This is a genomic window from Mesorhizobium sanjuanii (genome assembly GCF_002529485.1).
Lineage (GTDB): Bacteria > Pseudomonadota > Alphaproteobacteria > Rhizobiales > Rhizobiaceae > Mesorhizobium > Mesorhizobium sanjuanii.
Window position 1 is genome coordinate 1 of sequence record NZ_NWQG01000118.1, and the last position, 13,428, is coordinate 13,428.

The 13,428-nt window shown below is 62.8% G+C and carries 19 protein-coding genes; 5 read left to right on the top strand and 14 right to left on the bottom strand.

The window, feature by feature from the left end:
- A partial coding sequence (locus CN311_RS18550) for an aminotransferase-like domain-containing protein (protein WP_097575195.1) occupies positions 1-954 on the bottom strand: 954 nt, incomplete at its 3' end.
- Here CN311_RS18550 and CN311_RS18555 point away from each other — a divergent pair.
- Entirely contained in the window at positions 953-1,300 is a 348-nt protein-coding gene (locus tag CN311_RS18555; protein WP_425351084.1) for a DUF1127 domain-containing protein, read from the top strand. The two genes, CN311_RS18550 and CN311_RS18555, sit on opposite strands and share 2 nt — an antisense overlap.
- A 52-nt stretch (positions 1,301-1,352) precedes the next feature.
- Here CN311_RS18555 and CN311_RS18560 read toward each other — a convergent pair whose 3' ends face one another.
- From CN311_RS18560 to purC, 6 genes are read right to left on the bottom strand one after another with little or no spacing between them, the layout of a single operon-like run.
- Positions 1,353-1,994 (bottom strand): Pr6Pr family membrane protein, encoded by a 642-nt coding sequence (locus tag CN311_RS18560; RefSeq protein WP_097575197.1) that lies wholly within the window; start codon positions 1,992-1,994, stop codon positions 1,353-1,355.
- Between the two features lie 4 nt (positions 1,995-1,998).
- The gene (locus tag CN311_RS18565) at positions 1,999-2,406 is read right to left on the bottom strand and encodes a hypothetical protein (protein ID WP_208866531.1); all 408 of its coding nucleotides are present in this window, start codon (positions 2,404-2,406) and stop codon (positions 1,999-2,001) included.
- A 37-nt stretch (positions 2,407-2,443) separates the two neighbouring features.
- A complete protein-coding gene (gene purQ / locus CN311_RS18570; protein WP_097575199.1) occupies positions 2,444-3,112 on the bottom strand; it encodes a phosphoribosylformylglycinamidine synthase subunit PurQ in 669 nt (222 codons plus the stop codon).
- Entirely contained in the window at positions 3,109-3,363 is a 255-nt protein-coding gene (locus tag CN311_RS18575; protein WP_097575225.1) for a hypothetical protein, read from the bottom strand. The genes purQ and CN311_RS18575 overlap by 4 nt, the downstream gene beginning before the upstream one ends.
- A gap of 19 nt (positions 3,364-3,382) precedes the next feature.
- Positions 3,383-3,625 carry a phosphoribosylformylglycinamidine synthase subunit PurS gene (purS, locus tag CN311_RS18580; RefSeq protein WP_006332903.1) on the bottom strand — a complete coding sequence of 81 codons (243 nt, stop codon included), beginning with the start codon at positions 3,623-3,625 and terminating at the stop codon, positions 3,383-3,385.
- A gap of 23 nt (positions 3,626-3,648) precedes the next feature.
- Positions 3,649-4,443 carry a phosphoribosylaminoimidazolesuccinocarboxamide synthase gene (gene purC, locus CN311_RS18585; RefSeq protein ID WP_097575200.1) on the bottom strand — a complete coding sequence of 265 codons (795 nt, stop codon included), beginning with the start codon at positions 4,441-4,443 and terminating at the stop codon, positions 3,649-3,651.
- Positions 4,444-4,717: 274 nt separating this feature from the next.
- Here purC and CN311_RS18590 point away from each other — a divergent pair, with 274 nt between their 5' ends.
- A complete protein-coding gene (locus CN311_RS18590; protein ID WP_008875499.1) occupies positions 4,718-5,038 on the top strand; it encodes a DUF1476 domain-containing protein in 321 nt (106 codons plus the stop codon).
- A gap of 118 nt (positions 5,039-5,156) precedes the next feature.
- Positions 5,157-5,930, top strand: coding sequence for an HpcH/HpaI aldolase family protein (locus CN311_RS18595; RefSeq protein ID WP_097575201.1), 774 nt, complete (start codon positions 5,157-5,159; stop codon positions 5,928-5,930).
- On the opposite strand, the gene CN311_RS18600 is transcribed toward CN311_RS18595, so the two are convergent.
- A complete protein-coding gene (locus CN311_RS18600) occupies positions 5,927-6,475 on the bottom strand; it encodes an RBBP9/YdeN family alpha/beta hydrolase (RefSeq protein ID WP_097575226.1) in 549 nt (182 codons plus the stop codon). The genes CN311_RS18595 and CN311_RS18600 overlap by 4 nt on opposite strands.
- 300 nt (positions 6,476-6,775) lie before the next feature.
- On the opposite strand from CN311_RS18600, the gene CN311_RS18605 reads away from it, so the two are divergent.
- Positions 6,776-7,588, top strand: a complete 813-nt coding sequence (locus tag CN311_RS18605) for a VOC family protein (protein ID WP_097575202.1) — start codon at positions 6,776-6,778, stop codon at positions 7,586-7,588.
- A 115-nt stretch (positions 7,589-7,703) separates the two neighbouring features.
- Here CN311_RS18605 and CN311_RS18610 read toward each other — a convergent pair whose 3' ends face one another.
- From CN311_RS18610 to CN311_RS18625, 4 genes are read right to left on the bottom strand one after another with little or no spacing between them, the layout of a single operon-like run.
- The gene (locus CN311_RS18610) at positions 7,704-8,276 is read right to left on the bottom strand and encodes an RBBP9/YdeN family alpha/beta hydrolase (RefSeq protein ID WP_097575203.1); all 573 of its coding nucleotides are present in this window, start codon (positions 8,274-8,276) and stop codon (positions 7,704-7,706) included.
- Positions 8,276-9,583 carry an adenylosuccinate lyase gene (gene purB / locus CN311_RS18615; protein WP_097575204.1) on the bottom strand — a complete coding sequence of 436 codons (1,308 nt, stop codon included), beginning with the start codon at positions 9,581-9,583 and terminating at the stop codon, positions 8,276-8,278. Before purB ends, CN311_RS18610 begins: the two co-directional genes overlap by 1 nt.
- Positions 9,584-9,642: 59 nt before the next feature.
- On the bottom strand, positions 9,643-10,161 hold the full coding sequence (locus tag CN311_RS18620) for a hypothetical protein (protein ID WP_165779756.1): 519 nt from the start codon (positions 10,159-10,161) through the stop codon (positions 9,643-9,645).
- Positions 10,158-10,883, bottom strand: a complete 726-nt coding sequence (locus tag CN311_RS18625) for a DUF2259 domain-containing protein (RefSeq protein ID WP_097575206.1) — start codon at positions 10,881-10,883, stop codon at positions 10,158-10,160. The genes CN311_RS18620 and CN311_RS18625 overlap by 4 nt, the downstream gene beginning before the upstream one ends.
- Before the next feature lie 133 nt (positions 10,884-11,016).
- On the opposite strand from CN311_RS18625, the gene CN311_RS18630 reads away from it, so the two are divergent.
- Positions 11,017-11,271 (top strand): DUF2171 domain-containing protein, encoded by a 255-nt coding sequence (locus tag CN311_RS18630; protein ID WP_006332917.1) that lies wholly within the window; start codon positions 11,017-11,019, stop codon positions 11,269-11,271.
- Between the two features lie 62 nt (positions 11,272-11,333).
- Here CN311_RS18630 and CN311_RS18635 read toward each other — a convergent pair whose 3' ends face one another.
- Entirely contained in the window at positions 11,334-12,341 is a 1,008-nt protein-coding gene (locus CN311_RS18635; RefSeq protein WP_097575207.1) for a P1 family peptidase, read from the bottom strand.
- The gene (locus CN311_RS18640) at positions 12,341-13,414 is read right to left on the bottom strand and encodes a branched-chain amino acid ABC transporter substrate-binding protein (RefSeq protein ID WP_097575227.1); all 1,074 of its coding nucleotides are present in this window, start codon (positions 13,412-13,414) and stop codon (positions 12,341-12,343) included. The genes CN311_RS18635 and CN311_RS18640 overlap by 1 nt, the downstream gene beginning before the upstream one ends.
- Between the last annotated feature and the right edge of the window lie 14 nt (positions 13,415-13,428).

Consider the following 13,428-nt stretch of genomic DNA (forward strand, 5'->3'; position numbering starts at 1 on the left):
CCACCCGCCGCGAACGCCCGCTGCCACCGATTTCGACAGGCCGCCGGCAACTATGGTCCGTTCGGGGGCATATTCGGCCAGCATCGGCTCCGTGTTGTCGGTCAGGTGGCCATAGAGGTCGTCCTCGATCAGGATGACATTGTATCGGCGCGCCACGCGCGCGATCGCCTCCCGGCGCGCCGCCGGCATCGTCACCAGCGTCGGGTTCTGGGCTGTCGGCATCAGGAACATCATCTTTGGATGCTTTTGCGCGCAGACGCGTTCGAAATCGTCGGGATCGACGCCTTCATTGTCCGATGTTACCAGCGCGGTGCGGCGGCCGATCAGGCCGGCGCTGCGCGAGATCTGCGAATAGGTGAGGTGCTCGAAGGCTATCGTGTCGCCGGGCGTGGTGATCGCGGCGATGGCCGCCATGACAGCTGCATGCGTGCCGAGGGTCGGCACGATGGCGTCGGACGCCGGGCGAAAGGAATTCCGGGCCAGCCAATGGCTGCCGGCCTCGAACCAGCGGTCGGGAAAGTCGCGCGTGTAGCTTGAAATTTCATGCGGATGGTCCTGCGCGGTGCGCGACAGCACGTCGGCAATAATGGCGCCCTGGCCGACGTCGGGTGCGGCCGTGCTGTCGAAGCGCAGCTTGCCGCGCGGCGCATCGACAAAGCGTGTGCCTTGCTGGCCGGGTTCGAGGAAGTCGGGCTTCGTGCCCTCCGATTGTTGAGCCAGGACATAGGTGCCGCGCCCGACCTCTCCGCTCACCAGGCCGCGCTCGCGCAACAATTGATAGGCCCGGCCGACCGTGCCGACGGTCGCGCCGATATCGTAGGCCAGATCGCGCTGCGGCGGCAGCTTTGCGCCGGCTCCGATAAGGCCCTTGTCGATATCTGACTCAATGCTGTCAGCAAGACGCTGATAGAGGGGGCCGGAACCGGCACTGAGATCGGGAAGCCAATTTGTCATGGTGACAATTTTCTATATTGCACCGAATTGGGAGTCAATACATATGGATTGCGTGGTGAAAAGGGTACAATCGGAATTTTTGGCAGCCATGGCAATGAGTACAATCAAGGCAATCAATCGAGCAGGTACCGAAGCATTCGGGTATGCCGATCGGCCCTCGAGCTGGAAGGCCTATGTCCGCCGCCTCGTGCGCATGGTCAGGTCGCTGGCAACCTTGCTCGACCATCTCTATGAGCGCCGCCGCAGCCGGCTGGCACTGCTGGAGATGACCGACGAGCAGTTGAAAGACATCGGCATCTCGCGTTGCGATGCCCATCGCGAAGGCCTGAAAGCATTCTGGGACTGAGCACTGCGCAATTCCGGACGGAAAACCGTTTCACACTTTTCCTGGAATTGCTCTAACGTGTTTTTTGTGCCCTCAGGTGCGAGACGCCGTTGTCCAGAAGCACGGCAATGAGGCACAGTACCAGAAAAAGCCCGGTGACGGCCAGCGCCGAGATGGCGACGCTGGTCGCGCCGTTCTTGGCGACACTGAGGAAGGGGTAGGGCACCTCGCCGGCGATCGGCGCCCGCGCCAGCACATAGACCAGGTAGGCAATGGGATAGACCATCCACCAGGATATGTCGCGCCACCTTGTGGTGCCGTCGGCGCCGGCCACAAGCCACCACAGCACGAACAGCATCGGCGTCACATAATGCAGCAGCACGTCGCAGACGAGAAACAGCCCTTGCGGTTGCCAAAGCTGCGCCAGAACGGTTGCGTAGATGATGAAGACCAGCGCGATCGCCACCGCCACGCCCGCACGCACCCGCGGCCCGGCAAAAGCCGGAAACCAGGCATAGCCGGTGGAGGACAGCAGGGCGGTGTGGACGAGCACCGCGCCGATATTGGTCAGGATGGTGAAGAAGCTGAAATAGAAGATGAGCGAGCCGAGGAAACTGCGGCCCGCTTGCATCGACGCCGGGATGGTGATGCAAAACTGCAGGACAAGCCCGACCAGGCCAATGACCAGGCCTGATATCTGCAGGAACCGGCCCATCGCCCTATGCGTCGGCGGTGCAGGAGGGATTGCCCGCCTGCCAGCGGGCGATGTCGGAGCCGATGCGCGCGCCAAGCGGCTCGGCCATCAGCGGACCGAAAACGTCGACGCGGCTGGAATTGCCCTTCGCCTGCACAACCAGCAATGGTTTTCCGCCATAATGCTTGACTGGGACCAGCAGGAAGCGCGGCGTGCCGCTGAACGAATTCAGTTCATTGGCCATCTGGTAGGATTTGAAGGCAGGATCCTTGCTGGCGATCCAGCATTTGTGGGCGGCGATTGCGACTTGCTCCATGGCCAGCAGCGAGGCGCTCTTGCCCGCGGGGACCGTTGCGCTCTTCGGGCTCGACTGGCAGGACGCAAGCACAAAACCGGTTGCGATGAGAGCGAGGCAGGCGATCGTCTGTCTCATGGTCAAGCGGCTTCCGTCTCAGGTTGGAAGGGAAATATCAAGCGGCGATGCCGAGCGCACCTTCGAACAAAGCCCGGCCGTCATTGCCGCCATGGGCCGCTTCGATCAGGTTCTCGGGATGCGGCATCAGGCCCAGCACATTGCCCTGGCTGTTGATGATTCCGGCGATGTCGTTGATCGAGCCGTTGGGATTGGTTCCCTCGGCATAGCGGAACACCACCTGGCCTTCGCCTTCGATCCTGCGAAGCGTCTCGGCGTCGGCGAAATAATTGCCGTCGTGATGCGCCACCGGCGAACGGATGACCTGGCCCGGCTGGTAGCGGCGGGTGAACATGGTGTTGGCATTGGCGATCTGCAATTTCACTTGCCGGCAGACGAATTTCAGCGAGCTGTTGCGCATCAGCGCGCCCGGCAGCATTCCGGCCTCGACCAGGATTTGGAAGCCGTTGCAAACGCCGATGACCATGACGCCCTTGGCCGCCTTTTCGGCGACCGCCCGCATCACCGGCATGCGCGCGGCAATCGCGCCGCAGCGCAGATAGTCGCCGAAGGAAAAGCCGCCCGGAATGGCGATCAGGTCGACGTCGGGGATTTCGGTGTCGGTCTGCCAGACGGTGGCCGGCGCCTTGCCGGAAATCTTGGTCAGTGCCGCAATCATATCGCGGTCGCGATTGAGGCCGGGGAGAAGGACGACGGCTGATTTCATTTCGGTTCGTAAGGCCTCTGGGCTTCGGCGAGTTCGCGCAGGTCTAAACGGCGATCGATACGCTCCAGGCGTTCGTCCTGTCGGGCGAGAATGCCATAAATGTTATGAATATCGCTTTGCGTTGCCGCCATGTGACCCCGCATCACATTCAATTCCCGTTTCGTCTCGGAAACGTCCTGACGAAGCTCACCGATTTCGTGATGCACGCGCTTTAGAAGCTCGAACATCAGGTCGTTCGTGACTTCCGCCACCAGCCCCTCCGACACAACCTCAGGTTATGGCCACACTATAGTTCTCAATCACGGTATTCGCCAGAAGCTTGTCGCACATCGCCTTGAGATCAGCCTCGGCCTTGGCCTTGTCGGTCTCGGCGAGTTCGACGTCGAACACCTTGCCCTGGCGCACTTGGCCGACGCCGCCAAAACCCAGTCCCGACAGCGCGTGTTCGATTGCCTTGCCTTGCGGGTCGAGCACACCGTTTTTCAGGGTTACGGTAACGCGGGCCTTGATCACGCTGGACATGCTCCTGTTTGGGTTTAGTGCTTCATGCCCTTCGGCGGCTCGCTGGACGCGACGAGTACCGGCCCAGCGTGGCGCGGTGGCTCGTTCTCGTTCATGATGCCGAGTCGGCGGGCAACTTCCTGGTAGGCTTCGACCAACCCGCCCATGTCGCGGCGAAAGCGGTCCTTGTCGAGCTTGTCCTGCGTCGCCACGTCCCACAGCCGGCAGGAATCGGGCGAGATCTCATCGGCGACGACGATGCGCATCATCTCGCCCTCGAACAGGCGGCCGCACTCGATCTTGAAGTCGACGAGCTGGATGCCGACGCCCATGAACAGGCCGGACAGAAAATCGTTGACGCGGATGGCCAGCGCCATGACGTCGTCGATCTCCTGCGGGCTTGCCCAGCCGAAAGCGGTGATGTGCTCTTCCGACACCATCGGATCGTCGAGCGCGTCGGCCTTGTAATAGAATTCGATGATCGAGCGCGGCAGCACGGTGCCTTCCTCGATGCCGAGGCGTTTGGACAGCGAGCCGGCGGCGACATTGCGCACGACCACCTCGAGCGGGATGATCTCGACTTCCTTGATCAACTGCTCGCGCATGTTGAGCCGGCGGATGAAGTGGGTGGGAATGCCCATCCGGTTGAGATGGTTGAAGATATGCTCGGAAATGCGGTTGTTGAGCACGCCCTTGCCATCGACGACTTCATGTTTCTTCTTGTTGAAGGCGGTGGCGTCGTCCTTGAAGAACTGGATCAGCGTTCCCGGCTCAGGTCCTTCATAGAGGATCTTGGCCTTGCCTTCATAAATGCGGCGGCGATTTTTCATCTGATTTTTCTCTGGATTTCCGGGCAGGCGGCAAGCGACCAGTTCCTGTCCGTCAGCCTAAATTAGTGAGGCAACGGGTAGGGTTCAATGCCGGTGTCTATCTCAATCCCGGTGTTTGCTCAATCGGCAAATCCTTTCAATCACCGCTTTCCGGACCGAAATGCCGCAGCGCAGCAAGTGATGTAGCATATTGACCGACCTGCGGCCTTTTGGTTTGTGCTTGCCCACCACACATATTCACCGTCAACGAATCGGATTTCATCGGAGGGATGCCATGAGCAGCATGAAAGACCGCGAAGAGGGCTTCGAGCGCAAATTCGCATTCGACGAGGAGCTTCGGTTCAAGGCCTCGGCCCGCCGCAACAGGGCGCTCGGCATGTGGGCCGCGGAAAAACTGGGTAAATCTGGCGCCGATGCCGAAGCCTACGCCAAGCAGGTGGTCGTCGCTGACATCGAGGAAGCCGGCGATCACGACGTTTTTCGCAAGATCCGCAAGGATTTCGATGAGGCCGGCGTCGACCAGTCGGACCATCAGATCCGCCGCACCATGGATGAGCTGATGGCGCAGGCCATCGAACAGATCAAAAATACCTGATGGATTCTGGACCAATAGACCGCCCGGCCCAGCCGGGCGGTTTTTCTTTGCCTTTGCTGTCGTTTCCGGCTGAAACTGCGCCAGACCCACGGGCCTCTATCCAACAAGGAACGCGCGAATGTCCCTGAAGTCACGCTTGGCGGCGGATGAAACGCTGTGCACCGCGTGGTCCGGCGTGCCGGATGCCTTGACGGTCGAAATCCTGGCCAAACAGGGGTTCGATGCCGTCACGCTCGACATGCAGCATGGCGGTCATAACGAGGACAGCGTGTTGCGCGGCATCGCGCCGGTCCTGGCGGCCGACAAACCGGCGCTGGTGCGCATTCCAGTCGGCCGCTTCGACATGGCCAGCCGCGCGCTCGATTTCGGCGCCGAGGCGGTGATTGCGCCGATGGTGAATTCTGTTGCTGACGCCAGGCTGTTCGCGGCCGCCATGAAATACCCGCCGCTCGGCGAGCGCTCCTGGGGGCCGACCTACGCCTTCCCGCGCTACGGCAAGGGCGACTTTGCCGATTGGCTGCGCGATAGCAATCAGCGCACCATGGCCTTTGCCATGGTCGAGACCCGCGCCGCGCTCGACGCGCTCGACGGCATTCTCGACACGCCGGGCATCGACGGCATCTTCCTCGGCCCGTCGGATTTCTCGATTGCCTGGTCGAAAGGCACCACCGTCAGTTCGACGCTGGAAAGCATGATGGAAACGGTCGCCTCGATCGCCGAACGCACGCGCAAGGCCGGCAAGCACGCCGCGATCTACGTCATGGAGCCGGCCATTGCCGGCCGTGTGGTGGCCATGGGCTACCGGCTGCTGGCCATGGGCTCCGAGCATTCGCTCATTTCGCTCGGCGCAAAAACCTTGCTGAAGGATGTCAGGGATTCGCTCGGATCCTAAAGGTCCGTCAGGAACTTGGCGAAGGTCATCGAGCCTTCAGGCCACGGCCCGAATCCCGAATCCGCATTGAGATGGCCGGCATCGCCGGCGTCGATGAACAGCGAGCCCCAGGCGCCGGCAATGTCTTCGGCAATTTCGAAGGCGCAGAACGGGTCGTTGCGGCTGGCGATCAGCAACGAGGGGAAGGCCAGCGGCTCGCGCGGGTAGGGGCCGAAGGTCATCAGGTGCTTCGGCTTTATCTTGGGATTGGCGACGTCGGGTGGCGCCACGAAAAAAGCCCCGGCTACCGGCCGCTGGAACTGCGGCATGGCCTGGACAGCCGTGGCGACACCGAGCGAATGCGCGACGAGGACGACCGGCCGCTCGGCCTCGTTGACCGCTTTCGCCACGCTCGCCGTCCAGTCGTCGCGCACCGGCTTCGACCATTCCGCCTGCTCGACGCGGCGTGCCGTCGACAATTTCGCTTGCCAGCGGCTTTGCCAATGATCCGGGCCGGAATTGGTGTAGCCCGGCACGATGAGAATATCTGCATCCCTGACTTTCATGGCGCGCATGTAGCGAGCGGCATCGCCGCATGCAACCGCGCATGATCTGAAAAAAGTGGGTGCCGGTTCTTGGATAAGGCCATGTGCCAAGCCAAAGCTGTTCGACGCTTGTGATCACAATAGTGAACACCTTGTTCGCTTCCTGCCGTCTTGTGTGAACGATCGTGATCGACGATCTGTCATCGGGAAGAGACAGCCGTGAAGGACCGGGATTTTGGCGCTGACACGACGTACAATGATCGGCGGCGCCGGGCTCTTGGCTTTGGGAGCTTCGTCAGGTGCTGCCCAACGGAGAGTTCGATGAGCGAATTGCCTTTTGCCGCCACGACACCGGTGAGCGTTGCCCGCGTCGGGTTGCGCGCGCGGGACGCCGAAACCCTGGCCGCCTATTATCGCAAGGTCGTCGGCCTGCAGGAACTGAGCCGCGCCGACGGCGCCATCACGCTGGGGGCCGCCAATCGCCCATTGCTTGTCATCGAGGCGGATCCGGCGGCAAAGCCTGACGATCCGCGCAGCGCTGGCCTGTTCCACACCGCCTTCCTGCTGCCCAGCCGTGCCGATCTCGGCCGCTGGATCAACCATGCCATCGCCAACAAGATCGGCATTGAGGGCGCATCAGACCATCTGGTCAGCGAGGCGCTCTATCTGACCGACCCCGAGGGCAACGGCATCGAGATCTACGCCGATCGCCCGCGGCGGGACTGGAAGTGGAACGGCGACAAGATCGCGATGGCGACCGAGCGGCTGAATATCCCCTCGGTCGTCGCCGAAGTTCCGGCAGGCGATGCCGGCTGGCAGGGCGCGCCGGACAACAGCATCATCGGCCACGTCCATTTGCGCGTGGGCCGGCCGGAAGAGGCCGAAGCCTGGTGGAACCAGGAGTTCGGCTTCGATACTGTAGCGAAATATGGCGGCGCGGCGGTATTCCTGTCGTCCGGTGGCTACCACCACCATATCGGCGCCAATGCCTGGCAGAGTTCAGGCGCCGGTCGTCGCGATCCCGCCCGGTCTGGCCTCGCCTGGGTCGAGATGCGTTCGGACAATGTGACCGATGAGACGGCCCGTGAGGACCCCTGGGGAACGGTAATCAGGACCGTTCCCGGTAAGGCCTGATCAGTTCGTCGGTGTCTAGAGCATCGGACCCAAAAGTGGGAACCGGTTTTGGGAAATCCGATGCTCAAACAAAAAGATAGAGCGGCGGCACGGTTAGACTTGAAAGTCCGCCGCTCTAGAGACCGGCTTTTCCCAGCAAACGGCCAAGCATGAGCAGGCCCGCCGGCCACGGGCCAAGGCGGACCTCGTTTCCCATGTGGCCGAGATCGCCGGCATCGGCGAGTTCCGCGCCCCAGGCGGCGGCAAAGGCCGTCGCTTGATTGAAAGTCACGCGCGGATCGGTTCGGCTGGCCACCACCAGCGTCGGAAAGGGCAGGCGCTTCAACGGCATCGGCGCGAAGGGACGAACCAGGTCGAAGGACGGATCGGGATCCTCGACATTGGTCGGGGCAACCAGCAGCGCGCCTGCAACCTTGTTGAGCTGGCTTTGGCTGGCGCTGGCTGCCCACTTCACCGCTGTCGCCACCGCCAGTGAGTGCGCAAGCAGCACCACGCGCCGAGGTGCGGCGGCAACCGCGGCATCCACCCGGCCGATCCAGTCCGCAGGGCTGGGCCTGTCCCATTCGGCTTGCAGCACGCGGCTCGAATTCGGGAACGCCTGGCACCAATGCGACATCCAGTGATCCGGCCCGGAGTTGCCGCGCCCCGGCAGGGCGAGAAAATCGAAGTCTCCAGCCGCTGAAATCATCACGCTTCTCCGAATACTCGCTTGAAGATCGTGTCGACATGCTTGGTGTGGTAGCCAAGGTCGAATTTCTCGCGGATCTCGGCTTCCGGCAAGGCAGCCGTGACCTCCTTGTCGGCGAGAAGTTCCTCAAGAAAATCAGCCCCTTGCTCCCACACCTTCATGGCATTGCGCTGCACCAGACGGTAAGCGTCTTCGCGGGACACGCCGGCCTGGGTCAGTGCCAGCAGCACACGCTGCGAATGCACCAGGCCGCGGAACTTGTTCATGTTCTTCAGCATGTTATCAGGGTAGACAAGCAATTTGTCGACGACGCTGGTCAGCCGCGACAGCGCGAAATCGAGCGTCACCGTCGCGTCCGGCCCGATCATGCGCTCGACCGAGGAATGCGAAATGTCGCGCTCGTGCCAAAGCGCCACGTTCTCCATCGCCGGCAGCGCGAAGGAACGCACCATGCGGGCAAGGCCGGTCAGATTTTCGGTCAAGACCGGGTTGCGCTTGTGCGGCATCGCCGACGAGCCTTTTTGTCCGGGCGAAAAATACTCTTCCGCTTCCAGCACTTCGGTGCGCTGCAAATGGCGTATCTCGATCGCCAGCCGCTCGATCGACGAGGCGATGACGCCGAGCGTGGCAAAGAACATGGCGTGGCGATCACGCGGGATCACCTGCGTCGACACCGGTTCCGGCTTCAGCCCGAGTTTCTTCGCCACATGCTCTTCGACATAAGGGTCGATATTGGCAAACGTGCCGACAGCACCGGAGATGGCGCAGGTCGCGATGTCCTCACGCGCATGCACCAGGCGCTCGCGGCAGCGCGAGAATTCGGCATAGGCCTGCGCCAGCTTGACGCCGAAAGTGGTCGGCTCGGCATGGATGCCATGGCTGCGGCCGATGGTGACGGTGTCCTTGTGCTCGAAAGCGCGGCGCTTGAGCGCCGCAAGCAGGCCGTCGATGTCGGCCAGAAGAATGTCGCTGGCGCGGGTCAATTGCACGGCAAAGCAGGTGTCGAGAACGTCCGAGGAGGTCATGCCCTGGTGGATGAAGCGGGCGTCAGGCCCGACGAATTCACCGAGATGGGTCAGGAAGGCGATGACATCGTGCTTGGTGACGCGCTCGATCTCGTCGATGGCCTCGACGTCGAATTTAGCAGCGCCGCCCTTTTCCCAGATGGTCTTTGCGGCTTCTTTCGGGATCACGCCAAGTTCGGCCAGTGCGTCGCAAGCATAGGCCTCGATCTCGAACCAGATGCGGAACCGGGTTTCGGACGACCAGATGGCCACCATTTCCGGCCGGGAGTAGCGAGGAATCATCGGTCAGTCCTGACTTGCGAGAGCGTTTGCCCGCGTCCTAACAGAGGCCGACAAAATGCTCAACGCTGCTGCCGCGCAAACCAGATGCCGGCGGCAAACAGCGCGATGAAACCGAGCGGAAAATAAAGCCGGATGCCCAGAACGATGAACTGATAAAGCGCCGTCGCCATCGTGAACACGAACTGGATAGACCAGGCGATGGTCAATGCCGGTGCATGCCACTGGACATAGTAGGAGCGGTATTGCAGCGCGAAGAGCCCGCCGGTCAAGGCGATCGTCGCGGTAAGAAGGCAGATAAAGGCGGCCGCAAAGGCAACTTCCCAGTGCCGGCCAAGCGAGACCAGCCGCGCCAGGAACAGGCCAACCGGAAAGGCGAGCGCTCCGCCGGCGGCATAGAGCAGCGAGACGAAGCGGATCTTGGCCGGCGTCTCCCAGTCATCCAGCAGCAAATTGAAGAATGCGCTGGCGCCCATCGCTACACCCCACAGCAAAGCGCCGCAAAGGGCTGTGGCCGGGGACGGCAGGGCGCGCCGGACAAGACTCAAGACGCGGTTGCGGATGACGGGGAGCGGCGTCACAGGCGGCCGGTCACCGCGATCCAGCGAAAGTCCGGCCCTTCGAAGCCGTATCGGCGTACCGCGATCAGTACCGCATAGGCGCTGAGGCCTTGCGGCGAAAACGTCTGCACCGCACCGATCCTATAACCATTCGGACAGCCTCGGCTTTTTGGGATCGACTTGTCTTCATGCAGCAGATGGGTCTGGCTGCCGGCCTTCGCTTCGATACGCAGCAGGCGAAAGCCGTTGATCTCGCCCTGGCTCTCGCAGCCTTCGGTATTGTTCATACCGATCTCGTCGAGCCGGAATTCGAGCGGATCGTCGACCGGAAAGAAGATCGGGCGCGGGTTCACCACCATGCGGAACGGATCGGCCGAAAGCTCCGTCACCGGATTGAACCCGGCGGTGATGCCGCGATTGGCGGTCAATTCGTCCTGCTTGACGATGGCTTCACCCTTTTGCCGAGCTTGCAGGCGCGCCGCTTCGAGCGTGGCATTCTCGTCGTCAAGCCGGACCTTGATCGGCGTGCCCTGGAGAAAGCTGTCGTCAGCGGTATTGATGTAATAGCGGTTCGCGTAGGGAAATCCCGACCCATCCTGGACGCCATATTCCTCGAAGGCGAACACGCTTCCGTCCTGGCTGAAGCCGAGGATTTCAAGCTCGGCGACGTCGCCGGCATGAGCGGCGAGAGGCGCTGCCAAATGGGCGAGCAGGAGAAAGGCAGAAAGGACGAGATTTCGCATTGGGTTTTTTCTCCACCGCCGGGTTGAACGGTTCCCTATCACGAGATGGTCAAAACGTCGTGCTATCTGAGAACCATGCATCCAATTCGGCCATCGAATGTTATTGTCGGCAGCATCAACGGGAGACCCCACCATGACCGACGCCAGCAAAATTCGCGAGCATATGGAAGTGATCGGCGCCGATGGCGTTCATGTCGGCACTGTCGACAAAGTCGAGGGGCAGCGGATCAAGCTCACCAAGGCTGACAGTGGCATGGGCACGCACAAGGGCCATCACCACTATATCCCGCTCAGCCTCGTCGCCGAAGTCGACGGCAAGAAGGTCTGGCTGTCGGCAAATTCGGACGTCGCGGTCACCTTCGAGGAAGAAAAATCCGATCCCACCTGATCCCAGGGTCGCGTATTCAGCGATCCCAGTGTTGCTTTCAGCGATCACACGGTGTCGCGTATTCAGCGCGACGACCAGACCGGAAAGAGATCGTTGTTGGCCGGCGTCGCGGCAAAGACGCCGCGGCTGATGGCGCGCGCCATGGTGGCGCCGGCTGCGGCGTAGAGGTCGATCGCATCGTTGGGCGCTAGCGCGATGCCGCTCTTGCCCGTCGCCAGCGCGAACACCAGATCGCCGTCGGCGGGCGTGTGCGTCGGCCAAGTGGCGCGCACGAAGCCGTCATGCGCTGCTATGGCAAGGCGTTTCGCGGCGGCCTTGGTGAGAACGGCATCGGTGGCGATGACGGCTATGGTGGTGTTGCCGCCGGGCTCTATGGTCTTGTCGCGGAATTTCAGCAGGATCCGTCTCGCATCGGCCGGCATTGGCGAGGGATAGCCGAGCCCGCCAAACTCGTCGCCGATTTCGAACGGTGCCGCCCAGAAGTGCTTGCCGCGACCAACCGTCACCGAGCCGGTCGGGTTGACGGCGGCCAGCGCGCCGATGGTGACGCCGCTGTCGAGCACCGTCGAGGCCGAGCCGAGGCCGCCCTTTAGGCCTGCACTCAGCGCGCCGGTGCCGGCGCCGACCGTACCGAGTGGGAAGTCGATGCCCGCTGCCTGCGAGGCCTCGTAGCCTAGGTCCCGGTAAGGCGGATAGAGGCCCCAATCCTTGTCGCCGCCGTTGCGCAGGTCGAACAGGATCGCCGCCGGCACGATCGGCACGCGAAAGCCGCCGACCTCGACGCCGATATTCCTCTCGCGCAAGGCCGCCTGCACGCCCGACGCGGCGTCGAGGCCGAAGGCGGAGCCACCGGAAAGCACGACGGCATGGATCGTTTCGATGGAATTATGCGGTTCCAGCAGGTCTGTTTCGCGCGTGCCCGGCGCGCCGCCCAGCACCTGGACACCAGCCACCGCCGGTTCATCGCAAAGCACGGCAGTCACGCCTGACTTCAGCGTGGCGTCGGAAGCGTTGCCGACGCGCAGGCCGGCGACATCGGTGATCAGATTGCGCGGTCCCGTGCGAAACATCACTTCACCTCGAAAGGCACGAAACGCGCGCCATCGAAACGAAAGGCGCGGTAGGGATTCTGGCTGAGATCGCCCTTTTCATCAAAACGGACCGGTCCGATCACGGTGGTGAAATCGTGCGCGTTAAGCGCTTCGGCAAGCGGCCCGCCGGAAGTTGCCGCCAGGTCCGCGGCCGCCTTGGCGGTCTCCATCGCCGCATAGGCCGGCAGCGCGTAGCCTTCCGGCGCGATCCCTCGTGCGGCAAACGCCTCCAGCACCTTGGGGTCGGCGGCGTCGGACCATTCGGGCTGCGCGATCATCAGCGTGCCGGTGGCATAGGCCACGTCGCCGGGCGGCGTGCGCAGCGTTTCGCCACCGGCAAAAGTCATCCCGGCATCGAGCTGGCCGGCGTCGCGGCCCATGATGGCGATGTCGTCGCCGTCGCCGCCGGCAAAGATGTGCGTCGCGCCGGCTTTCTTCAGCCGTCCGACCAGGCCGATCTGGTTGTCGAGCTGTGGCCGGAACGTGTCGACGAACACCGGTTTCAGCGCCGCCTGCTCGGCTGCTGCGCGAAACGTCTCGGCGATCTCGCGGCCGTAGATCGTGCCGTCGTCGATGATGGCGAACAGCTCGTTCTGCCAGAGCCGCGTGAGGATGGTGGCGACGGCGTTGCGCTCGTCGTCGCCGCGCGGTCCGAGGCGAAACACCGGCCAGCCGGTCTTGGCGCGCCGGTCGGTCAGGCTTTCGGTGCGCACGCCGACGGTGATGACAGGGATGTTGGCGTCCTTCAGGATGGGCAGCGCCGCCTCGATCGCGTCGGTGCAGAGAAAGCCCACGACCACGCGGACCTTCGCCGCCGCGAATTCCCTCGCTGCGGCGGCGCCGCCATCGGCCGTACAGGCGTCATCGACCGTCTTGAGCTCGGCGCCGCTCGCTTCTGCCGCCAGGCCGGCGCCCGCCTCGACCTGCTTGCCGAGGATCGCCGACGGTCCGGACAGCGGCGCCGCGACACCGACGAGCAGCGTCTCGGCGCCCGCAGTGCCGCAGAGCGACAGCCAGGCCAGCAGCGCTATTGTCGTTGTCCCGAATCGCATGCGTGCGAAGAATT